Origin of the sequence: Sporosarcina soli (genome assembly GCF_042655805.1) — a bacterium.
Taxonomy (GTDB): Bacteria; Bacillota; Bacilli; order Bacillales_A; family Planococcaceae; genus Sporosarcina; species Sporosarcina soli.
Genome location: NZ_JBHSNO010000005.1, coordinates 524,081 through 545,552 on the forward strand (window position 1 = coordinate 524,081; position 21,472 = coordinate 545,552).

18 protein-coding genes are annotated in these 21,472 nt (G+C 43.4%); 4 read left to right on the plus strand and 14 right to left on the minus strand.

The genetic code is table 11. The features are described 5' to 3' along the window. Positions 1-16 precede the first annotated feature (16 nt). The 9 genes from ACFPRA_RS06860 to ACFPRA_RS06900 form a co-directional block, all read right to left on the minus strand. Positions 17-1,438 carry a hypothetical protein gene (locus ACFPRA_RS06860; RefSeq protein WP_381432024.1) on the minus strand — a complete coding sequence of 474 codons (1,422 nt, stop codon included), beginning with the start codon at positions 1,436-1,438 and terminating at the stop codon, positions 17-19. Positions 1,439-1,454: 16 nt separating this feature from the next. Continuing rightward, on the minus strand, positions 1,455-2,300 hold the full coding sequence (locus ACFPRA_RS06865; protein ID WP_381432026.1) for an ABC transporter permease: 846 nt from the start codon (positions 2,298-2,300) through the stop codon (positions 1,455-1,457). A 1-nt stretch (position 2,301) separates the two neighbouring features. Next, a complete protein-coding gene (locus ACFPRA_RS06870) occupies positions 2,302-3,231 on the minus strand; it encodes an ABC transporter ATP-binding protein (protein ID WP_381432028.1) in 930 nt (309 codons plus the stop codon). Further along, the gene (locus ACFPRA_RS06875) at positions 3,228-5,630 is read right to left on the minus strand and encodes a hypothetical protein (protein ID WP_381432031.1); all 2,403 of its coding nucleotides are present in this window, start codon (positions 5,628-5,630) and stop codon (positions 3,228-3,230) included. The genes ACFPRA_RS06870 and ACFPRA_RS06875 overlap by 4 nt, the downstream gene beginning before the upstream one ends. A gap of 93 nt (positions 5,631-5,723) precedes the next feature. Beyond that, positions 5,724-6,617 (minus strand): LysR family transcriptional regulator, encoded by an 894-nt coding sequence (locus tag ACFPRA_RS06880; protein ID WP_381432033.1) that lies wholly within the window; start codon positions 6,615-6,617, stop codon positions 5,724-5,726. Further along, positions 6,604-8,091 (minus strand): MDR family MFS transporter, encoded by a 1,488-nt coding sequence (locus ACFPRA_RS06885; protein ID WP_381432035.1) that lies wholly within the window; start codon positions 8,089-8,091, stop codon positions 6,604-6,606. The genes ACFPRA_RS06880 and ACFPRA_RS06885 overlap by 14 nt, the downstream gene beginning before the upstream one ends. A 91-nt stretch (positions 8,092-8,182) precedes the next feature. Beyond that, the gene (gene cbpB, locus ACFPRA_RS06890; RefSeq protein WP_239388999.1) at positions 8,183-8,623 is read right to left on the minus strand and encodes a cyclic-di-AMP-binding protein CbpB; all 441 of its coding nucleotides are present in this window, start codon (positions 8,621-8,623) and stop codon (positions 8,183-8,185) included. A 138-nt stretch (positions 8,624-8,761) separates the two neighbouring features. Further along, positions 8,762-8,995: a hypothetical protein gene (locus ACFPRA_RS06895; protein ID WP_381432038.1), complete on the minus strand. Its 234-nt coding sequence runs from the start codon at positions 8,993-8,995 to the stop codon at positions 8,762-8,764. 121 nt (positions 8,996-9,116) lie between these two features. Next, positions 9,117-11,162 (minus strand): putative bifunctional diguanylate cyclase/phosphodiesterase, encoded by a 2,046-nt coding sequence (locus ACFPRA_RS06900; RefSeq protein ID WP_381432040.1) that lies wholly within the window; start codon positions 11,160-11,162, stop codon positions 9,117-9,119. A 126-nt stretch (positions 11,163-11,288) separates the two neighbouring features. Between ACFPRA_RS06900 and ACFPRA_RS06905 the strand changes: the two genes are divergently transcribed. Then, a complete protein-coding gene (locus ACFPRA_RS06905; protein WP_381432042.1) occupies positions 11,289-11,753 on the plus strand; it encodes a YkyB family protein in 465 nt (154 codons plus the stop codon). Between the two features lie 341 nt (positions 11,754-12,094). On the opposite strand, the gene ACFPRA_RS06910 is transcribed toward ACFPRA_RS06905, so the two are convergent. Then, positions 12,095-12,967: an NAD(P)-dependent oxidoreductase gene (locus ACFPRA_RS06910; RefSeq protein ID WP_381432044.1), complete on the minus strand. Its 873-nt coding sequence runs from the start codon at positions 12,965-12,967 to the stop codon at positions 12,095-12,097. 342 nt (positions 12,968-13,309) lie between these two features. Beyond that, on the minus strand, positions 13,310-13,471 hold the full coding sequence (locus tag ACFPRA_RS06915; RefSeq protein ID WP_381432046.1) for a Spo0E family sporulation regulatory protein-aspartic acid phosphatase: 162 nt from the start codon (positions 13,469-13,471) through the stop codon (positions 13,310-13,312). 279 nt (positions 13,472-13,750) lie between these two features. Here ACFPRA_RS06915 and ACFPRA_RS06920 point away from each other — a divergent pair, with 279 nt between their 5' ends. Then, on the plus strand, positions 13,751-13,930 hold the full coding sequence (locus ACFPRA_RS06920) for a YkvS family protein (RefSeq protein WP_239389005.1): 180 nt from the start codon (positions 13,751-13,753) through the stop codon (positions 13,928-13,930). Positions 13,931-14,025: 95 nt separating this feature from the next. Next, the gene (locus ACFPRA_RS06925; RefSeq protein ID WP_381432049.1) at positions 14,026-14,667 is read left to right on the plus strand and encodes a hypothetical protein; all 642 of its coding nucleotides are present in this window, start codon (positions 14,026-14,028) and stop codon (positions 14,665-14,667) included. A 732-nt stretch (positions 14,668-15,399) separates the two neighbouring features. Here the strand turns inward: ACFPRA_RS06925 and ACFPRA_RS06930 are convergent. Together ACFPRA_RS06930 and ACFPRA_RS06935 are read right to left on the minus strand one after the other, a co-directional pair. After that, the gene (locus ACFPRA_RS06930; RefSeq protein WP_381434782.1) at positions 15,400-15,837 is read right to left on the minus strand and encodes a MarR family winged helix-turn-helix transcriptional regulator; all 438 of its coding nucleotides are present in this window, start codon (positions 15,835-15,837) and stop codon (positions 15,400-15,402) included. A 521-nt stretch (positions 15,838-16,358) separates the two neighbouring features. Beyond that, a complete protein-coding gene (locus ACFPRA_RS06935; protein ID WP_381432051.1) occupies positions 16,359-17,792 on the minus strand; it encodes an ATP-binding protein in 1,434 nt (477 codons plus the stop codon). Positions 17,793-17,984: 192 nt separating this feature from the next. Here ACFPRA_RS06935 and ACFPRA_RS06940 point away from each other — a divergent pair, with 192 nt between their 5' ends. Beyond that, positions 17,985-19,736 carry a B12-binding domain-containing radical SAM protein gene (locus ACFPRA_RS06940; protein WP_381432053.1) on the plus strand — a complete coding sequence of 584 codons (1,752 nt, stop codon included), beginning with the start codon at positions 17,985-17,987 and terminating at the stop codon, positions 19,734-19,736. 50 nt (positions 19,737-19,786) lie between these two features. On the opposite strand, the gene ACFPRA_RS06945 is transcribed toward ACFPRA_RS06940, so the two are convergent. Next, a complete protein-coding gene (locus tag ACFPRA_RS06945) occupies positions 19,787-21,136 on the minus strand; it encodes a TrkH family potassium uptake protein (protein WP_381432056.1) in 1,350 nt (449 codons plus the stop codon). Between the last annotated feature and the right edge of the window lie 336 nt (positions 21,137-21,472).

A 21,472-nucleotide genomic window follows, 5' to 3' on the forward strand; every position in this document is an offset into this window, starting at 1 on the left:
CACTCCCATTCCGTTATCATTCAATAGTGGAGAAGTAATCGGAAAGGATGTGCTGCAAATCTGGCGGCAGCTTCATACGATCCGTACTATGGAGGTAAGATTCCTTATATTGACCGACCACTTCCTGATAAGGTCGGACCGTCCCCCTTTCTACGGGACCTTCCGTTTCCCGGTCTTCGATGAACTCCCCTTCGCCTAGATTTCCATCTACAACGGAGGTATCCCCTTTTTCACCGATGCGATGATGGGGGATGGAAAGAAGATTTCTTCCGCCTGATCCTTTCCCTACACCGCTCCCGCCTGCTCCAGAAGCAGCTCCTTGGCCTTGGCCCAGTCCTTGCTCTTCGCTTTGCCCCGTGCCTTCGCCTTGAGCTTGACCCTGACTTTGCCCTTGGCCTTGTTCTTGACCTTCTCCCTGGCTTTCACCTGGCACTGCCTCATTGCCCATTCCAGCCTGTTGTTCACCGCCTCCCTGCCCATTTCCATCACTTTGATCTTCGCCACCACTGGCCTCTGTCGATGGATCCGTTTTCCCTTCCTCTATTGCAGATGGAGGATTCTCCGCATTTGCAAGTGCAGGCAATGAAGAGGCCTTTCCGATATGGTTCAGCGCTGTATGTGCCTTCCCTGCATTTTTAGCCAGTTCATCCGACATCTTGCCAAGTGCATCCATTTCCTTCTCTTCCACCTCCGTCCAAGTGTCAGAAGCGTCTTCCGATTGCGCTGAATGCTCTTTTCTCTCAGCAAGACGTTGTTCTTTTAAGCGCATTTCTTTCTGCTTTTTGACCAGCTCTTTCAACGCCTCTTCCGAAGTCTCCGCTTGCTGTAGCTTTTCAGCGAGTTCTTGCAATTCTTTTTTCATATCAGGCAATATTTCTTTTGCGATGAGCTCTTGCACATCTTGTTTCATTTCTTTAATAATCTCTTGTTCTTTGACGATTGCCTCTGCCTCCAATTGCGCTTCGGAAGGGAGAAGAATTAACATGACGAGAACGACACCCAGTCCAATGATTCCTACAAGCATCTTTCCATTCAAATAAGCTTTCCTTCTTTTTTTAAAGCCTTCGAATGCTGCAGCCACTTCCGATTCCGCTGCATGGATCAAGGCCGAGGCCAGATGCGTATCTTTCTCGTCGATCCCCATTGCCGTTAAAAGTAGATTATCCGGCATATAACGGTCCAGCCGACGGATCGCTTCGATGAGACGGGACCGTTTGATGACGAGATAGATGATCGTCACAACAATCGTCAATCCTGCCGCTCCTAGCGCAAACGCTTTGTAATGAGGGAGGACGAACAATCTGGAAGCGGCAATTACAAGTACCGCCAACAAGACAGCTATAAACAGTCCCGTTTGTCCGGTATAAACGAATTGTTCAAAACGGAGGCGCTTCAGTGCGGCCTTTACATAGGTGAATAATCGTGCTTTTCCATTCATCCCGTCCTCCCCCTTGTCATTTAGTATGCTTCATATTGACCCGCAACCTTTTAATCGCCACAACAAGCGACAGAACGGTAAGCGATAAATAAAAGAGCAAATAACTCACCCAAATCGGAAATTCCACTTGTGTCATTTCCGCTATTCCGTTCCCCACTTCCGGGGATAAAATCGATGCGAACAACACCGCAGGGTTAATGGCTGCCCATAAATATCCGATGATAGACGATGAGGAAGCACCGGTCCCGAAATAGCTGTATGCCGACATCTGTATCGCGATCAGGAATAGAAAGCCTGTCACGATCGATAAGAACAACATCGTCCCATATGAGGCAATCATCGAGACGACCGTTCTCCGAATAAGTGTAGAAAACAGGACCCCCACACTACCGATCGCAAGCACTGTCACAAACAAGAAGAGAAATACTCTCGCAAAATCCATCGGTGATATGCCACCGAATAAGAAAACTAAGCTATAGACCGGCAAGCCGGCCACGATAAGCAACAGTAAAAAGGCGATCGAAGCCATCAATTTCCCCGTAATAATTTGTAACGAGCTTTGTGATGTCGTCAACAAAATCGGCAATGTCTGCTTCTCCCTTTCCGAGCTGATCGTACCTGCCGTCAAGCCAGGCGTGATGAATAATACAAGCCCGAGTTGGATGAATGCCAAAAGTGTAAACAAAATAAAACTCTCACTCGGCCTGAAATAGGAAACCCCCGTAATATTCATCGTCGTGAAAATGAAACCGAAAACAAAAATGCACATGGCAATTAAATAGAACAGAATACCATTGAAGCTTTTTACAGAACGAAAGCGCAACTTCAATTCCTTGAAAAGGACAGGATTATTCAGCTTCACATCATTCAGCTCCTTTCGTGATTGCCATAAACACATCTTCCAGATCCGTCATATGTTCCATGAATGAAAGAATTGGCACATCGTTAAGGATGGCCCGCTTTAACAAGGAAGCCTGTTCTTCTGTTGTCCCTTTATACGTAAAGGTGATGCCATCCCCTGCATCCGTCCGTTCAAGATTAGCAACGAACGGCTCTTCTTCAAAAAATGCGTTGGCTGTATCAAGACTGCCATTTAGACGAACTGTAATTACACGTTCTCCGCGCAGTTTGTCTTGGATTGCTGCGACCGAGCCATGGGCGATAAGACGCCCATTATCGATGACACCGATTTCGTCGCACATTTCTGCAAGTTCAGGAAGAATATGAGAGGAGATCAAAATGGTCTTCCCCATCTTTTTAAGTGTTTTTAGGATGTCTCTCATTTCGACACGGGCACGTGGATCGAGTCCAGATGCCGGTTCGTCAAGAATGAGCACTTTCGGATCGTGAATAAGGCATCGTGCCAGACAAAGCCTTTGTTTCATCCCCCGTGACAGCAGATCCACATAGTCATAGCGTTTATGGGATAGATTGACAAGTTCAAGCAATTGGGGGATAAGAACTTTTCTTTCCGCTTCTGGAAGGCCGTAACTAGCCCCATAAAAGTCAAGGTATTCATCCGCTTTCAACTGATCATACACGCCAAAAAAATCAGGCATATAACCGATCATCTTTCGAACAGCTGCTGGGTTTTCCCTTACATTCACGCCATTGATGAAGACATCCCCTGAAGTCGGTTGCAGCAAGGTGGCCATGATCAGGAAAGTCGTCGATTTCCCGGCACCGTTTGCTCCGACAAACCCAAAAACCGTTCCTTCACCCAATGTCAAATTCAAATTGTCCAGCGCATGGAACGTTCCGTATTTTTTGGTCAATCCTTTAATTTCGATCATTTTACCACCTCACTGTTCAACTTTAGTTCAGGAGCATGCCCTTCATTGCCATTTTTTGCGTCATGCATGACCATTCGAATGACAACTTTACCTTCAGGAGAAATATAATCTTTCACATTTTCCACAATTGTCCACTTGTCGGATTCACTACGTTCAAATTTTCCAGTCCGTACATTGAATAGGCTCGCTTCATACAGTTGCTGTTGGATTTTCCCTACTTCAATAGATGTCCAGTCCAACTGTTCATTCATTAATTCCTTTGGCAATTGCCATGTTTGGATATAGACGGCTTCACTGAAAAAATATTGGTTAGTTGGCAATCCTGATGGAGAAGCTTCAAACCGTCCGTTTTCCGAAAGGAGTGACATCGTCATCATGTCTGGCTCGACTGTTACCGTCTCGTTGAACAACACATCCGCTTCCACCGGTTGCACAATCAAAGTCATTGAAGAAATGGATGGTTTTCCTTTCTCAAGTTCCACCGGGATGACTTGAGTATCCGTAAAGCCGATGAGAAATGTTTCGGTAGTTTGACTTAACTGTTCCCCAGCAAAGGTTAGCAGTTCGTTTTTCCTCATTTGCACTAAGTCATCCGTAACGACAGGAAAAGGATTTCCAAATTGATTGGGCAAGGTATTAATCGGCAGTAACGTGCTCGACTTTAGAGTTTCACGAACGTCTACCGTCTCTCCCGGGCCAAGATCACCAATCGGGATCAACGTGCCCCCTGACCAAATGGCGATATCCGTCAAGGTGAACGGGAAAGTGTTTGTGATTCTTCCTGCTAGTTGCAAATCCTCAATACGTAATGACTGATCCAGCTGTCCCGTCTTTTCCACTCTCGTCTTGCCGTACAAAGTAGCGACATCCCAATAACCGATCTTACGCAAATGGAGTTTCACACCGCTTGCATCCTCTTCCACCACCGTCTGCTTATGCGATGGAGCAGAAGAAGAGTTAAAGAGTGAACCGGGCATTGAAGCCGCTAAAGTTGTTCCTAAAGGTGCTGAAAACGTGTAATCGCCAGATTGATTCGTGAAGATGGACTCTGCAAAATGGCCTGCCAAGCGGCCGTCCTGTTCCACGGTCAACACTGCGGAATGTTGGATTTGCGAACGGCCAATCCGGTCTTTTGCACCAAAAGCAAATATGGCAATCGATGTCACCACCGCAATAACAGGGATGAGCCACCATGCATACTCCCTTTTGTCTTTCTTTTTCAAAATCATATAGAGCACTGGAATGATGATAATGATATATAGAATGATAATTCCAAAAATAACAGGCGCGGATACTTTAAAAGATGGGAACAGTTCATTCGCACGCCCAAACGTATAGGTCATCGCCTCAAGCGGATCCGCCTGAAAAGGTTGCTTAGATGGGGAGATGCTTTCACTAGCTTCAAAAAGCTTCTGCCAAATGGCGGTCATGCCTTCCGCTTTGGCTAAAGGCTCATCGCCAACCGAAAAAGAAGTTTGCATAATAGCCCCTTGACCGATTTGCCGATAGGCCGCCAGCACGTTTTGACCATTTTCAAAAAGCGGTGTTGAACCGGCTTGCAATTCTGTTGAATATGCAGGATACGCTCCATCGAACCCTTCCGTTCCTGTCCATGCGGTCAATACCTTTCCATCGATGGACGCTTTCCCTTTCAATTGTAAAGGTAAATATTCTTTAAACAGACCTGCTTCAGCACTGCTATTATCCGAGCCACCGAAAATGATGACGCCTCCTGAACGTACCCAATCCAATAGTGCTTCCTGCTGACTGCGGGATAAATCGGCTATGGCATACTCATCGGCAATGATAAAGTTTGCCGCTCCCCAGCCCTCTGCCTCCGCTGGTAAAAGGTTTGTAGGAACTTTCGCAACGTCGATCAGCTGAGTATTCGGGGCATTCGGAAACCTTACACCGTTTATCGCTCTCAACCGATCGATATTATTCGTTAATAGTGCCATGATCTTCGTATCTTCGTTATACAAAGTTGTTGTTAATTGCTGGGCGCCTGTATGATCCAGCTCTTTTCCGTCTTTCCAACCCCCTTCGTATAGAAAAATCGTTTTCGGGTTCGATGTCCCATACATGCCCCTTGCATCCGTCATTTTCTGAACAACGATGGATACTGTTTTCGTCTCGCCAGCTCCGATATCAAGCGGGATGGCCTTGCCTGTTCCCATCGAATAGGAAAAAGGGAGATCAATGACCAAATCACCGCTGAAGGCGCTACCCATATTTTCAATCGTAATGTTGATTGGCGCTCCTTTGCCATATTTTGCTTTCCCATCTAGTCCTGCAGTCACATCCACTTCCAACGCAGGTGCGGCAGATGCTTCCGCAGCCGGCAAGAAGGGGAGCGTAATGATAAGTAAAACGACAAAAAGCGTAATTTTTTTCCACATAACCTTATCCCCCGTTCGTCTCCATTAATTCGGATCAAAAATGTGGTTGTCATTTAATTAGTACGAATTGGAGTAGACAAAGTTCCTCTATTCTTACAAGTCGGAGTCTTTTTGATTTTTTTCCGCATGCGATTGAACGATTTGCGCAAACGCATCGACCTGTTTCAACGCAAACGATGACTCATACCCGATTAACCACGTATCGCGCGTCAGTTCGAATTCCTCCTCATTATTCAGCAAAGGAACCCGGTTAACGCGTTCTTCCCCCGTTAACGTAATAGACGGTAAGATTGCATAACCAATTCCGTTTAAAGCTAATTGCTTACATGTTTCAATTTGATCGACTGTAATTTGCCGTCCCGGCTTTTGCGCAAAATGACGTTGCCACCAACGTTGGATTTCCATATAGTAGTTGGAATCACTTTTAAATTGGATAAAAGGGCGTTCTGTTTCTTGCAGTTCATCGATGGAGGTGATTTCACGATCCACTAAATACAAGCGATCTCGGAATAGATAGTTTTTTCTACTTTTCCAATCCACTTGTCCACGTACGATGCCAACATGCGCTTCTCCGTTATAAAGTGCCTGAACGATTTCAGAACTCCAACCGGTCATCAACGATATTTTCGCATCAGGATAATGCGCTACAAATTCCTTCAGTACTTTCGGCAACCACGTCTGCCCGACAATGGAAGCACAAGCAATTTTCAACGTCCCATGCACTTTGTCAGCCATGGAGGCGATCTGCTCAAACGTCTCTTCTTTCCTCGCTATCGTTTCATTTGCATACGCGACGACCAATTCGCCTGCCGATGTCGTTTCAAGCCCTTTCTGCGAGCGGATGAATAGTAATGTCCCCCACTCTTTCTCAATGGATTGCAATCGTTGAGAGAGTGCCGGTTGAGAAAGGAATAGACGTTCAGCCGCCTTTCTCATATTGCCTTCCTCAGCAAGCGCTTTAATAATTTCTAAATCAGTCGTTGTCATTAGGCAATCCCCTTCCACGCGGTATCCTTAATATAAGTAGTAAACTGATTACGGCAAAAACAGCGACCGTTACATACACCCAATATAGCGAGCGATCCAAGAGATGTTGCAATACATGCATATCCGCTACCGGCAATGTAAGTCTCTGCTCCTCCGTCAACAATAGATTGATACTATCCAAACCATAAGCTAAATGTTCTTGATTGAATTGCATCATTAACATGCCATTCAATATCGCGCCAAACAAGGCGGCGCCTATCGTATTGCCAAAGTTTCGCATGAACATATTCGAGGCTGTGGCGGAACCCCGTCTTTCTCTCGGAACAGCTGCTTGAATCGTAACGGTGAATGTAGTACTCGTCAATCCCATACCAACACCAACAAAAAAACTGGCGATAGCCGCCCACAACGGTCCGGATTCGGCGCCCATCATTACGAAAAGAATCCCCCCGAGAATCAGCGAAAGGCCTCCTATAAATGAGACATTAAACGTACCATAGCGAATGAGCAAATGGCCTGCTACTGATGAAGCGATCGGCCATCCAATGGACATGGTCGTCAAGGTGAAACCTGCAATAATAGCCGGTTGTTCCATCACGCCCGTGACATATGTAGGCAAATAGGATGAAATACCAATCAGAATGATTCCTGTCGTCAACGATACTAAATTAGCATATAAAATGACTGGATTTTGCCAGATGGAAAAAGGCATGACCGGATTCGCCACTTTCTTTTCCACTTGTATGAAAAAAATAAACAATCCAATGCCCGTCCCGACCAGTACAATACTGACGACAGAAAAGCGGCTAAAAGATTGACCGCCTTCGGCCAACCAAAACAAAATGGTCGATAACGACAGCATCAACAGAATGGCCCCTTTGTAGTCAATGGAAACTTTTTGATCCTGTTGCGGTTCATGTAAAAATAGATAGAGCCCGAGCATCGCTAAAAGTCCAAGTGGTATATTCACCCAAAACACGAATTTCCAATGCATATATTGGACGATCAGCCCGCCAATCACAGGTCCCAAAACAGCAGAAATCCCCCAGACGCTCGATAAATAACCTTGGATTTTCGCACGCTCTTCCGTCGAGTAAATATCCCCTACAATCGTTGTTGCAATCGGCATGACAGCCCCTGCTCCCAAACCTTGGATAAGCCGATAGACGATCAATTGCTCCATCGAACTGGCGAACCCACAAAGAAGGGAGCCGATCAGAAACAATGTAAGCCCGATAAATAAAATCGGCTTCCTTCCAAATACATCCGCCAATTTCCCGTAGATAAGCACAGTCACCGTACTCATTAGTAAATACGCGGAAAAAATCCAACTATATCTTGAAAAACCGCCTAAATCCGATGCGATCGTCGGCATGGCAGTCGTCACAATCGTCGCTTCAACCGCACTGACAAACATCGCCAACATGACGGAAGCAAGTACGAGTGGACGGTTTGTCACTTTTTCGTTCCCCATTCCTATCCCCCCCCAAACAGAAAAAGGCCCCTTTAAAGAGCCTTTTTTTCAATCTTTGTCAATCGTATGATGTTACTCTCCTATACAGCTATCATTGAACGGAGTAAATGTATTTTTTAAACTGCTTCAATATAACTCTTCTCGTTAAAATCCCCGCAAACGTCCCATCTTCCTCTGTTACACAAAGAAAAGTATGGTCGATGAGAAGATCGAGACCTTTTTGAAAGCGATCCGTCGTTTTGATGGACGGTATATCTGTTTGCATAATTTCATCAACTTTTAAATCTGCCAAACGCTCATATTCAATACGTTCCAATCCCAATATGGAATCCGTAATCATCCCTATTCCAAGTAATCCTTTCAGATGGTACTTTGCATCAAGGACCGGTATGGCTGAATATCCTGTTTTCGTAAGAACAAGTAAAGCATGTTCAGCGTTGTTACCAATCTGAACGTGCGCAACCTTTTCAGATGAAATAATAGAGTCCGCAATTGGTGTAAACAGAAAATCCCTGTTATTTACAGAAATCATATAGATCGGCTCCTTCTGTAGCTATGCTGTTCGTTTCTAAACTACACTTCTATCATATCATAACTAGGAGCTTCTTTCCTTATTCCGGTAACTTTATCTTTGTTCTGCGGACCCCGCTGAACAAAGATAAAACCCCTTTCAATAGAAAGAGGTCGCATAATAGAAAATCACGATCCCGATAAAAAATGTCGCTACAAGAATAACCCAAAAAATCGGATTCAACGTATAAGGATGTTCCTCGACAGCTTCCGGAACCGGACTATCTTTCCCATGAACAACGGGATCCATATTTCTCCATTTCCGGATTGATAATAATCCGATTAGCAAAATGAGTAAAATCACAAAAATGAGTGGAACAGTCCAAATATCCAATGTACATCACTCCCTTTATAAAAAGGATGTACCATTTGGCGCTAGTTATTCACTACAATCAGCGATGTTTGTCACCACTCATTTACTTTCCACAGTATTCGCAGCTGCAATGCTCGTTTTGTTATTCGATATATTTTTCCACGATTTCATCAACAGGAACGGCTTTACTGTATAAAAAACCCTGTGCTTTTTGACAGTTCGCCTCCAGCAGGATTTGGGCTTGCAAATCCTTTTCGACCCCTTCCGCCACAACAGTCATTCCGAGATTATGGGCTAAATTGATAATTGTCTTAGCAATCGCCTCATTTTTCTCGTCCACTTCAATATCTTTAATGAACGAACGATCGATTTTGATAATATCAATCGGATATTGTTTTAAATAGCTAAGAGAGGAATAGCCCGTCCCAAAATCATCCACCGAAATATAAACACCGATCTTTTTTAACTCATTGATCGTTTTAAGCGTCTCGTTCATATTCGTCAAAGCACTTTCAGTAATCTCCAGTTCCAAGGAGGAGGGAGCAATTCCGTGATGGGCAATTTTACTTCTTAGGTTATACGAAAAGCTCTCCATTTGAAACTGTTTCGGGGAAATATTAACCGCAATTCTAACCGGTTTAAACTGTTTTTCCTGCCATTCCTTTAGCTGAATGCATACTTGCTCCAATACCCAATCCCCAATCCCATGGATTAAGCCGGAGTCTTCCGCAATCGGGATGAATTGTGCGGGTGAAACAAACCCAAATTTACGATTATTCCATCTCAGAAGCGCTTCAAAACTGCTGATTTGCCCGGTTTTCAAGTCCACTTGCGGCTGATAATGGACGGTCAATTCATTTAATTCAACGGCTCTTCGCAAATGGGATTCCATCAGTGCTTCATCGGGGAATGTCGTATTCATTTCTTTTTGATAAAATCGATAATGTGAACGACCACGGTCCTTCACAAAAGCAAGTGCCTGTTCCGACTTACGAATCAGGGATTCAAGTGTCTTTCCATCTTCTGGATAGACGGAAATGCCAATGGATGCAGAAATGAAATATTCCTGGTGCTGATAGTAAAAGGGTTTCCTAAAATCATCCAATAACTTTTGTGCAAATTTTTCCGTTTTCGAGACAGAGTGATTACGCAACGCAACGACGAATTCATCTCCTCCATTGCGATACAATTTTGCCGACACTGGACAGCTCATCTTTAATCGTTCGGCGATCTTTTTCAAGATTTCATCCGCCCCGCTATGACCGAGCGATTCATTGATCAATTTAAAACGGTCAAGTCCCAAATGGATGTATGAAATCCGCTCATCACTTTTCAGCGCATAACCGGAATCCTCCGCAAAATGCTCCTTCATCGCACGCCTATTCCAAAGACCCGTCAATTGGTCATGATAAGATAAATATAAAAGTTTTGCAGTATGTTCATCATGGACGGTCATATCCCGCAACAGTAAATGGACCTCCAACACCTCATCATTCACCTTTATCGGAATGGCTTTGACAGTCGTCGGTACGACCATCCCCCGCTTATGTAGGAATGAAATCCCTTCGACTTCAATGGACTCCCCTGCTAATGCCCGGTGGAGATATGAGTTGAAGAAATCAACATCTCCTTCATCTACAATATCCAACACGTTCCGTTCAGCTAACTCTTCCAATTGATAATCAAACGCATTTTGTACTTCACGATTTGCGTAAAGAATCTCCAATTTTCGGTTGACCAAAAAAATCGGGTCAAGATTATGATCGATCACAGACATATACTTCTGCTGAAACGCTTTCCCTTTTTCCCTTTCTGCCAGTAAATCCATTCGTTCACGCATTTGTATGAAAATAGCTAAGTTCCCGTCTTCCCCTGATCGTTGTTGCACACTTATTTCAAACAAAATGTTCATACCGTTTTTATCAAGCACTATTTCTGTTGCATGATTGTTCTTTCTATGTAAATGACTTATCGAATGTTCAATCACTGTCCAAACTTCACCGAAAAAATCGGCAGCCCTTTGGTTCTGATGCTCGTTGAAATATTGTAGAGCCAATGTATTGGCATACAACACTTTAAAATCCTCCTGGGCGTTTTTTTGAAGAAGGATTGACATATTAAAAGGATGTTCGTGAATATAGGCTTCAGCAAGTTTTTTCATATTGTTTTCCAGTTCAACTTTTCCCATGTAAGCCTCCATAAAATCAATTGCACCTTAGTGAAATTCCGGACATGTTTTGAATTGTACATTTCATTGTCTTTTGCTATTATCAGGACAGAAACAACAACTTTTTCACGAATAAGGAGGTCTATTTTGAATAATAAACAAGCGATCCGTCAATTGGCGATTGCCATCTATACGATCAATCGACATGCAAAAACAGCTCCGGATAATAAGCAGCTCTATACATTAAAGAAAATGGCGCTCGACAAACTGATTCGGACGGGCAAGGCTGAAAAGCTGGGATTGCATTTTGTCGAAAACCCGAAATTCAGTAAACAACATTCTGCATTACTCGTCCGATGTGACGAGTTCCTCTTCCATACAATCCCGGACAAAGAAGACTTCAAAACACTTCCCCATCTAGGACAGCAAGACGCGGCTTCCCGTAATCCGCAAGAACGGATGAGTTTGAAAACAGCCCGTGATCTATTGTCAGCATTCGTGAATCCCCATGCCCCAATAATTGAAGAAAAGAAATCGCCTGCTCTTCCGAAAAAGCGTCGTATGATACAGAATACCCAAACTTTCCGTTCTTCCTATTTGGATGGCAAATAATTTATACAAGCCAATCTGTCATAATCGCTTCATTCACTTCCTTTGACAAATTCTTCAATTCAGGGGTATCCATCAACAGCACTCACTTTACTTGGGAAAGACTTCATTGCCTCCCAAGTAAAGTGAAAGGTTCCATCACTTAAATGTTGCTCGCTTAATTGCATGACGATTCCTATCTCATTTGTTCCTCCAAAACATTTTCAAAATCAACAAACCCTATCATTCCCGTTTCACGCTTAACTATTCCTGTAGCGGACATTTCTTCATCGATTTGCCATGAAATTACCATTATGTCTGAAACACATCTCCTAATTTATATGTCGGCATGTTTGGGAAACTATTTAGTTTACCGAATAACTTTTATATAGAACTTGAGTTCCTTTTTCGCCATATCCTCGTTCAACAAGTTGTTCATACATATTTCGAGCAAGCTCCAAACCCGGTAACGCTAAATCCATGGCTGCCGCTTCCTCCAATGCGATGTTCATATCTTTTAAAAAGTGTTTCACATAAAATCCAGGTTCAAAGTTTCCATTCAACATTCTTGGCGCCAAATTGGATAAGGACCACGAACCTGCTGCTCCCGATGAAATTGATTGCAAAACCGTATCTGGATCCAACCCTGCCTTTTCTGCGTAGACAATCGCTTCACAAACACCGATCATATTTGTCGCAATCGCGATCTGGTTGCACATTTTCGCATGCTGACCTGCGCCTGCCTCACCTTGATAGACAATTTGCTGACCAAAGATGGACAGAATCGGTAAAATTTCGTTGAATATTTGCTGATCTCCACCACACATAATGGATAAAGTCCCGTTTTTCGCGCCAATATCCCCGCCTGAAACGGGAGCATCAATCGCTGACATCTTTTGACGCGAAGCTTGTTCTGCAATTCGTTTTGCCATTGCCGGGCTCGACGTCGTCATATCGATGACGATTTGACCATCCTTCCCAGCCGAAAAAATCCCTCTTTCACCAAAATAGACTTCTTCAACATCCGTAGGATAGCCGACCATCGTGAAGATGATTGTCGCTTCCGCCACTGCTTCGTCAATCGAACTCGCCCAGCTAGCTCCAGCTTGAATAAGCGGTTCCGCTTTTGATTTCGTTCGCGTGTAAACCGCCACTTCGTACTCCTCATTCAACAAATGTTTAACGATACTCGTTCCCATTACCCCTGTGCCGATAAAGGCCATGTTCATTTTCCCCATCTTATTTCCCCTCCTACTGTTTGTACTTTTATCTTACCAAAAGATAAGGGGAGAAAGATAAAAAAAAGGAGGACGGACCCTGCATTAGGGTGCCGTCCTCAAAAGGGGGAAATGAGAATGTTGCTGTGTTCGATTATAATTTCCCCGCTTTTCCGACAGTTTAAACATCTTTTTTCAAAAAATTTATTTTTTTTAATTCCTTGATCATATTTTGAATGTAAGATCGAATCTGGATCCCTTACCATTTTAAAATGGCTTTCTGTTCATTTCTGGAACTCTCTAGGACCACCCCATGAACCTTCACTATTTCAGCGCGTGTCCTCTCCGGTAATTAAGAAATGATTAAACCTTACAAGAATTTTTCAGTGCTTCTAATTGATTAATCAGCCTATCGAGTTGTCTACTGATTTCCAATGTCTTATCAGCGGTCAACCCCATCTCTTCCGCTACTATCAGCATCGCTTCACGCAACTGTTCGATTTCCTCTTCCAGGCTCTGCACCATTACAATCCCTCCGTGGATATAGACATCGCTAGTATACGATTATACAGTATTGCTTACTTTAAATGGATAATTATTACCGACAATTTCCGACAATTCAATCTCTCCTCATACCGGCAAAAAAACCGCTTTTTGGTATTCACCAGATCAAAAGTCATAATGTAGCAATTTCGATAGAAATTACTTTACGTTATCCTTTTTTTAAGGCACACTATAAAAGATTGTGAGAGAAGTGAAGCTCTCTTATCCTAGCATTATGATCAGAAAAGGAGTTGTTTACCAATGACAATTGCAGAGGTAGGGAATATCATTGAATTCAAGGACGGGCTACAAGGAATCGTTGAAAAGGTGAATGAGAACTCGGTCATCGTCGATCTCACATATATGGAAAATTTCGATGCACTTCAGCTCGAAGAAAAGACGGTCGTCAACCATAAACGCTATAAAATCATTCATAAATAATCCACAACAAAAGTGAAGGAGACCTACTCAATCATTCAACGATTATGGAACATTTTGTAGGATTACACGTCCAATTAAAATAAGGAGGGATTACGATGAAAAGCAAATGGAATCTTTTATTCGCATCTGCCGCAATCGCTTTGCTACTTTCCGCATGTGGGACAGATCAGTCCAACGGTACTCCAAACGATACGACCGATGATACCCCAGAGGTAGAAAACGGATCGTCCGTTGAAAACGATGGCGAGGATGTTGAAGAGCCAGAAACAGATGTTCAGAAAGAGAATGAAGAAGATGTTCTAAAGGACGCGGTACCGACCGCAAGTGATGCGCAGAACTATACTATTTCTGTACTGCCTAATTATACGCTGACGAGTGAAGAACCAGGCAAAGATAGTCTCCTTGCCGATGATAACGAAGCGGTTTTCATGCGTATCGAAACAGCACCGAAAGAAGAAGGCACATATGATTACTTCACCGAAAATTTAACAGCTATCCTTGAAGCTTCCAGCGGTGGGGTCGCACCGACTGAAGTAACGGATACGACTTTGATTCCGTCTGGCGAAGGGATCGAAAATGCCAAAGTTTTTTCTGTCCAAGCTGAATCTGGACCTGTTACTGGAATCGTTTTCGAACGAGGCAATATGGTCGTCAGACTGACGATTTTCGACTCATCTAAAGAAGAACACTTCAATCAGTTCTTAAAAATGAGTGAAACCATCGTCGAACAATCTTAAACATAGAAATAAGGCGTAAAGGAACCTGTTCCTTTACGCCTTATTCTGTTAACTAGATTCAGCAGAAGTCCGCCACTTCCATAAGTGGCGGGATGAATGCCCGAATGCATTTCAATCAGAGGGAGTCCAAACTCCCTGTAGCTGACGCTATGCTTTCAGTACAAAAAGATTTGCTGATTAAAGGATCTCAGGCTAAGGTCGTCGCGTCCTGAATGAAAGTGCCTTAATTTCTGCAAATAAACGCAGAAATTAAGGAAAATCAAACCCTCCGCTGTTTGATTGGCAACGCCTGAGTGACCAACATCCTGTTGGTCCAAGCCTCCGGCGGATGTCACGGATTTTGAAGGGAGTTAAAGAAGGCAGTCTAAGTGCACGACGTCCTAAAAGGAAAGTGCCTTAATTTCTGCAAAGATCGCGGAAATTAAGGCAAATCGAACCCTTCGCTGTTCGATTGGCAACGCCTGAGTGACCTGCATCCTGTTGGCCCAAGCCTCCGGCGGATGTCACGGATTTTGAAGGGAGTTAAAGAAGGCAGTCTAAGTGCACGACGTCCTAAAAGGAAAGTGCCTTAATTTCTGCAAAGATCGCAGAAATACGGCAAATCGAACCCTTCGCTGTTCGATTCGCAACGACTGCATGACCTGTATCCTGCAGGCCTCAAGCTCGATTCAAAATCCGGACGCAATTAACGCCAAGGCGTAATTGATCAAACGCTGCATCCGTTGTTGCTTATCACGATAAATCTTTTACGGATAATCCTAATTTTCGAATGAGTGCAATTGCCTGCTCTTGTTCGTCTTCCGTTAGGGCCGACATGATGGAGTGGATATGGTCCGCATGTTCCGGAAAAATAGCCGACATCAATTCAACCCCAGCAGGAGTAATCGACATATAAGTGATCCGTCTATCTTCTTCACAAAACACCCGTTCCAATAATCCTCTTTTTTCAAGCTTATCGACAACATAGGTCATCGAGCCACTTCTAAGTAAAATCTTTTGGCCGATTTTTTGGATCGGCTGTCTACCCTTATGGTATAGCAACTCTAAAACTGCGAATTCAGTTGAATTCAATCCATACTTCTCATTTGTTTTTTGCGCCTCTTCCAAAATCACTTTACTCGCCCTTGAAAGAACGACAAATAACTTTAACGCGCGCTCTGTATCTTTCATCATAGTTCCCGTCCACCTTTTATCATCCGTTCGGCAATCGCCCCCATTATAACGGTTCTAATCCCTCTCTGTCAAAATTCATTTTCAACTTGCTTCAGCAAATCTTTTTGCACTGATAGCGAAGCGTTAGCTACAGAAGTCCCCTACTTCTATAAGTTGTGGGGTGAATGCCAGAATTGCATTTCAAATCAGGGGGAGTACAAACTCTATGCTGATTAGTGGAACTCAGGCTAAGTTCGCCGCGTCCTGAATGAAAGTGCCTTAATTTCTGCAAAAAACCGCAGAAATACGGCAAATCAAACCCTTCGCTGTTTGATTGGCAACGCCTGAGTGACCAACATCCTGTTGGCCCAAGCCTCCGGCGGATGTCACGGATTTTGAAGGGAGTCAATTGCGCTTATCTTTGTGCCTTAATTTCCGCAAAAATCGCAGAAATACGGCAAATCGAACCCTACGTTGTTCGATTCGCAATTCAAAATCCGGACGCAATTACGCCGAGGCGTAATTGATTTAAAGATCTATTAATAAAGCAATAGCCTTTCTTCTTCCTTCCCTTTCTGTGTTGATGGTATAATTGCGGGCGGGAAGGTGACGATAAAGACTGTTCCCTGATTGAGTTCACTTTCTACAGTTACCGTGCCACCGTGTTCTTCAATCGTTTTCAAAACAAATGGCAGTCCAAGTCCCGTCCCTTCAGGTTTTGACGTATAAAAGGGCATAAATATCTGATTCAACTGTTGTCTTGTCATCCCTTTTCCAGTATCAGTGATATCCAACCGTAACTGATTCGCCTTATCTAAAGTGATCGAAATTGTCAATGCCCCTCCAGAAGACATTGCTTCCAGCGAATTTTTGAATAAATTCAAGAGGACTTGCTTAATTTTTTCGGCATCGCCGTTCACTAATGTATCGCGTAGGTCCGTTTCTTTCCGATTGATTGTAATTCCATCCATCATCGCTTTTGGTCGCATCACTTGAATCATATCATCCACCAATACTTCGAGTGAAAACGTCGTCTTTTTATTCGACGTCGGTTTGGATAACACAAGCATTTCACCCAAAATCGATTCCATTCTGGAGATTTCATCATCTATGACAGCAAGATATTTCAACGTGTCTTCCGAAGCCGAAATTTGCAGCAATTGAACGAACCCTTTAAGTGTCGTCATCGGATTCCGAATTTCGTGCGCAATACTAGCTGCAAGCTCCCCGACAGTCGATAATGAACCGGTATGAGCCAACTGTTGTTCGAGTGCCATTTTTTCGGTCAAGTCATTCATCCGAATCAAGTACATATTCGTCTCACTGTTGTAAAAGGTTTCTACACGATAATATCTTTCATCACCAAAAGACGGTTCATACTTCAGTGTTTCTGCCGCACAGCCATAATGCTTAACGTTCTGGATATACTTTCTCAAGGTGGATTCAGTGGAATCGGGGAAAAGTTGCAGAACAACATCAACTGTTTTTCCAAGGAAATAGTCTTTATTTACATTAAAAAACTTTGTATACTGATTGTTTACATCACAGATAATCCCTTCTCGATTCACAACCAGCATCAAACAGATCGAGTTGTGGAATGCATGCAAATAAGTTTTTTTCGCGACTTCCCGTTCTTTCTTCGGAATGTCAAATAGCCCAATTACTTGTTTAGCATGCTCAACGTATATAATATCTACATGAACGGGTAAATTTTGCTCTTCGCCTAACAGGAGATCAATTTTGCATGTGTTGTTCGCGGTATCATCACTATTCACAATGGTGTCCCACAGGTCAATGGACGTCTTCATCATGAATTTTTTCATGTTAGTTATCTCTTTTAACATTCCGTGTTCGCTAAATGATTGATTTTCATACAAAATCATTCCATTTAGGTCAAATACTGCGCCTGGCCTGCGAGCATCGTCCAACAAAAGAGAGACGGATTTCATTACCTTATCATTTTTACATTTCAAGTGTATTCCTCCTGACCTCGTTTCAAAACAATATGAAAACTGACAATGTTTCATGCATAAAGGTCAAATAAATGCAAAATGTAACTAATTCAGATTATTCCATATTATCGGTACGATAGAAATAGGTGGATATACCTATATTCAGAAACAATACAAACTGCACAAAACTGAACATAGAAAAGGAGCTTAACTATGAACATCATCCTAACGACATTAAACGCAAAGTATATTCATACCAATTTGGCCCTACGTTATTTAAAGAGCTACGCAATGCCAGCATATATCCCCAAAATTATCGAATACACGATAAAGGATCCGACAATGAATATCGTATCAGATCTCTATCAAAATAAGCCAGATATTATTGGTTTTAGCCTCTATATTTGGAATATTGAAGAGTCCATCAAAGTGATGCGCATGCTAAAGCAAGTCATGCCGGACGTCAAAATCATCGCGGGTGGTCCAGAAGTGACTTATGATTATGATTATTGGTTAAAACGTGTACCCGAAATTGATGTTATTGCGATCGGTGAAGGGGAACGGACATTTAAACAACTGCTTGACGTCTATGCCAATAACGGTGATTTGGCGACCGTTCAAGGGATTGCATACCGAGAAAATGAACAATTAAAATTTACGGCACCCGGTCCAAAACTGGACTTACGGGAGCTCCCATCACCCTTTCGATTTGCCGAAGATATACCTGAACTTGGTAAACGAGTGACGTATATCGAAACAAGTAGAGGCTGCCCGTTTTCTTGTCAATTTTGCCTATCCTCAATCGAGGTCGGTGTTCGCTATTTCAATCGGGATGCCATTAAAGAGGACATCCGTTATTTGATGGCGAACGGTGCGAAAGTGATCAAATTTGTCGATCGCACGTTTAACATCAGCAGGAGTTACGCGATGGAGATGTTCCAATTTCTCATCGATGAACATGTACCCGGAACCGTTTTTCAATTTGAGATCACCGGCGATATTATGCGTCCGGAAGTGATTCAGTTTCTAAACGAAAACGCTCCTGCAGGATTATTCCGATTCGAGATCGGCGTTCAGTCGACAAATGATTTGACGAACGAACTTGTCCAACGTCGCCAAAACTTTGAAAAACTTTCGCGAACGGTGACCATGGTGAAGGACGGCGGCAAAATCGCTCAACACCTCGACTTGATCGCGGGATTGCCCGAAGAGGATTATGATTCCTTCCGGAAAACATTCAATGACGTTTTCGCGATGCGGCCAGAAGAGTTGCAACTCGGGTTCCTGAAGTTACTGCGCGGAACAGGCTTACGCATCCAAGCGGAACAATATGGCTACACTTATGTTGACGAAGCGCCCTATGAAATCTTCTCGAATAACGTGCTGTCGTTTGATGACATTTTACGCATTAAACAGACAGAAGACGTCCTGGAAAAGTACTGGAACGACAACCGGACACCACGGACAGTGGAATATATCGTGACGGATGTATTTGAATCCCCTTTCGATTTCTTCCAGCAATTCGGGACGTATTGGGAAACACGTGGATGGTCAAGAATCGGGCATCAGCTAGAAGACCTCTTCACGAGATTGCATGATTTCTTAGAACAAGATGGCCGTGCTGATATGGATATTGCACGCAGTCTGATGAAAATCGATTATTTAGTACACCATAAATTCCAACCGCGAAAAGTTTGGTGGCAGGATGATTTGCCTCGGGAAACACGTATGGCAATTGAACAGACCCTACTCGAAACTCCGATGCTTACCGGAAAAGATTTCACCTCATACGGGCTAAATGAACGCACCATCCGGAAACAGACATATATCACACCCATTTACGTCAATCCAGACGATGTAGAGTTAGGGATCTTGGAAAAAACGGATGGCTTTTTGGTCACTGTTTTCAAACATGGAGAAACACCCGATTTCCTATTCCTAGACCGGACGCTTTCCACAATATGACAAATGTAAAAAGGCTGTCTCCCTTGCAGGAGTACAGCCTTTTTGGGGTATCAGCCGATGATGACACGCTCTTGCGGAAATTGATATTTCTCCACCTTCGTTTTCCCACCGAGTGTATACAAGAACGATATCAAGCCGACACGTCCAATAAACATGAGTGCCATAATAATGATTTTGCCGATTGTCGATAATTCCGACGTCACACCGAGAGACATGCCACATGTACCAAATGCGGAAGTGATTTCAAATAGAAGTGCCACAACCGGGATACCCGGCTCCGTGATGAGTAAAATTAGCAAGGCTGTCATCACCATAATGCCTGCTAAAAGAATGACCGCATACGAGCGGAATACATCGATCAACTTAATTTCACGATGGAAGATATTGATCACTTGTTTCCCACGTGCAAAATTGATTAAAAACAACAGTGCAATCGCGAATGTCGTTGTCCGGATCCCGCCCCCCACCGAACTTGGAGAGGCACCGATGAACATCAGCGAGCTGATGACAATATCCGTTGCTTCGCTAAACTGCGTCACATCGAACGTCGTCAGTCCCGCGGATCTGGAGGAAACAGAATGGAAGAGGGATGTAAACAGTTTTTCATGCCATGCCATCCCTTTGAATGAATGCATCGATTCCAATAGGAAAATCATAAACGCTCCCCAAAGGAGCAGCGCACCGAACGTGATCGTCGTAATTTTCGTGAATAATGAAAAACGGAAATGAGGCACTTTTTTCGAAAAATATGCTTTCACTTCAATCAAGACAGGAAAACCGATAGCACCCAGAACGATGAGAATCATTGTCACCGTTTGCACAAAGTAATCATTAAAATAGGGACTCATGGAATTATCCGAGATGCTAAAACCCGCATTGGTTGTAGCAGAAACCGCCTTGAACATCCCATTCAATAAAGCCTCGCTGAACGAATCATAATAGCGCATAATATACACTGTTATAAGCAAGCCGCCGATCAATTCAATCAAAAAAATGATTTTGACGATTTCCCGTATCAAATGGACGACACCCGACAAGCTATATTGATTGTGATCGACCATAATGAGTTGCCTTTCACGCAAGCCAATCTTTTTTTTCACAAGCAACCAAAAGAACGTGCCGATTGACATGATACCGATTCCGCCGATTTGAAAGACAAGCATCAGCATACAAAGTCCAAAAATGGAATACGTATCTCCAATGCTGATCGATGTCAAACCCGTCACACTTACAGCGCTAACAGCAGTAAACAAGCTATCAATGAACTTGACATCAACACCGGGCTTGTAAACGCCTGGCAAATTCAACAATAGGAATGAAATAGCGATGGCCAAAAAATAATAAAACACAATGATTTGTGCGGGAGTTAATCTCCGAAGATTTTCACGTGTCAACTTCATGCTAATCTATCCCTTTCACCTAATCAATTACGCCTCGGCATAATTGCGTCCGGATTTTTTCGGGCCCGCCCACATCTAGCTCCGGGCACCAGTAGCTCGGGTCATAAGTCAAAGTTGCTCTGTGGCAAAAAACGCCACGCCGTATCTTCTCCTTATGCCTGTCGCTCCTAAGCAGGCGCCCTACGCTTTTGGGAGAAAAGTTTCCCTAAAAAAATCTGTGACATCCGCCGGAGGCTTCATCTACATTTAGCGGGCATATGAACGCCCGCTAAATGTAGATGAAAGATATCGTTCCTCCATTTTAGTGAATGTCACTCTAAAAAGAAAGCTTTTCTC

Excerpts from the sequence above, each read along its gene's own strand:
- ACFPRA_RS06860 (WP_381432024.1), bottom strand. The coding sequence starts at position 1,438 with ATGAATGGAAAAGCACGATTATTCACCTATGTAAAGGCCGCACTGAAG.
- ACFPRA_RS06870 (WP_381432028.1), bottom strand. The coding sequence starts at position 3,231 with ATGATCGAAATTAAAGGATTGACCAAAAAATACGGAACGTTCCATGCG.
- ACFPRA_RS06875 (WP_381432031.1), bottom strand. The coding sequence starts at position 5,630 with ATGTGGAAAAAAATTACGCTTTTTGTCGTTTTACTTATCATTACGCTC.
- ACFPRA_RS06880 (WP_381432033.1), bottom strand. The coding sequence starts at position 6,617 with ATGACAACGACTGATTTAGAAATTATTAAAGCGCTTGCTGAGGAAGGC.
- ACFPRA_RS06885 (WP_381432035.1), bottom strand. The coding sequence starts at position 8,091 with ATGGGGAACGAAAAAGTGACAAACCGTCCACTCGTACTTGCTTCCGTC.
- cbpB (WP_239388999.1), bottom strand. The coding sequence starts at position 8,623 with ATGATTTCTGTAAATAACAGGGATTTTCTGTTTACACCAATTGCGGAC.
- ACFPRA_RS06900 (WP_381432040.1), bottom strand. The coding sequence starts at position 11,162 with ATGGGAAAAGTTGAACTGGAAAACAATATGAAAAAACTTGCTGAAGCC.
- ACFPRA_RS06910 (WP_381432044.1), bottom strand. The coding sequence starts at position 12,967 with ATGGGGAAAATGAACATGGCCTTTATCGGCACAGGGGTAATGGGAACG.
- ACFPRA_RS06915 (WP_381432046.1), bottom strand. The coding sequence starts at position 13,471 with ATGGTGCAGAGCCTGGAAGAGGAAATCGAACAGTTGCGTGAAGCGATG.
- ACFPRA_RS06920 (WP_239389005.1), top strand. The coding sequence starts at position 13,751 with ATGACAATTGCAGAGGTAGGGAATATCATTGAATTCAAGGACGGGCTA.
- ACFPRA_RS06925 (WP_381432049.1), top strand. The coding sequence starts at position 14,026 with ATGAAAAGCAAATGGAATCTTTTATTCGCATCTGCCGCAATCGCTTTG.
- ACFPRA_RS06930 (WP_381434782.1), bottom strand. The coding sequence starts at position 15,837 with ATGAAAGATACAGAGCGCGCGTTAAAGTTATTTGTCGTTCTTTCAAGG.
- ACFPRA_RS06940 (WP_381432053.1), top strand. The coding sequence starts at position 17,985 with ATGAACATCATCCTAACGACATTAAACGCAAAGTATATTCATACCAAT.
- ACFPRA_RS06945 (WP_381432056.1), bottom strand. The coding sequence starts at position 21,136 with ATGAAGTTGACACGTGAAAATCTTCGGAGATTAACTCCCGCACAAATC.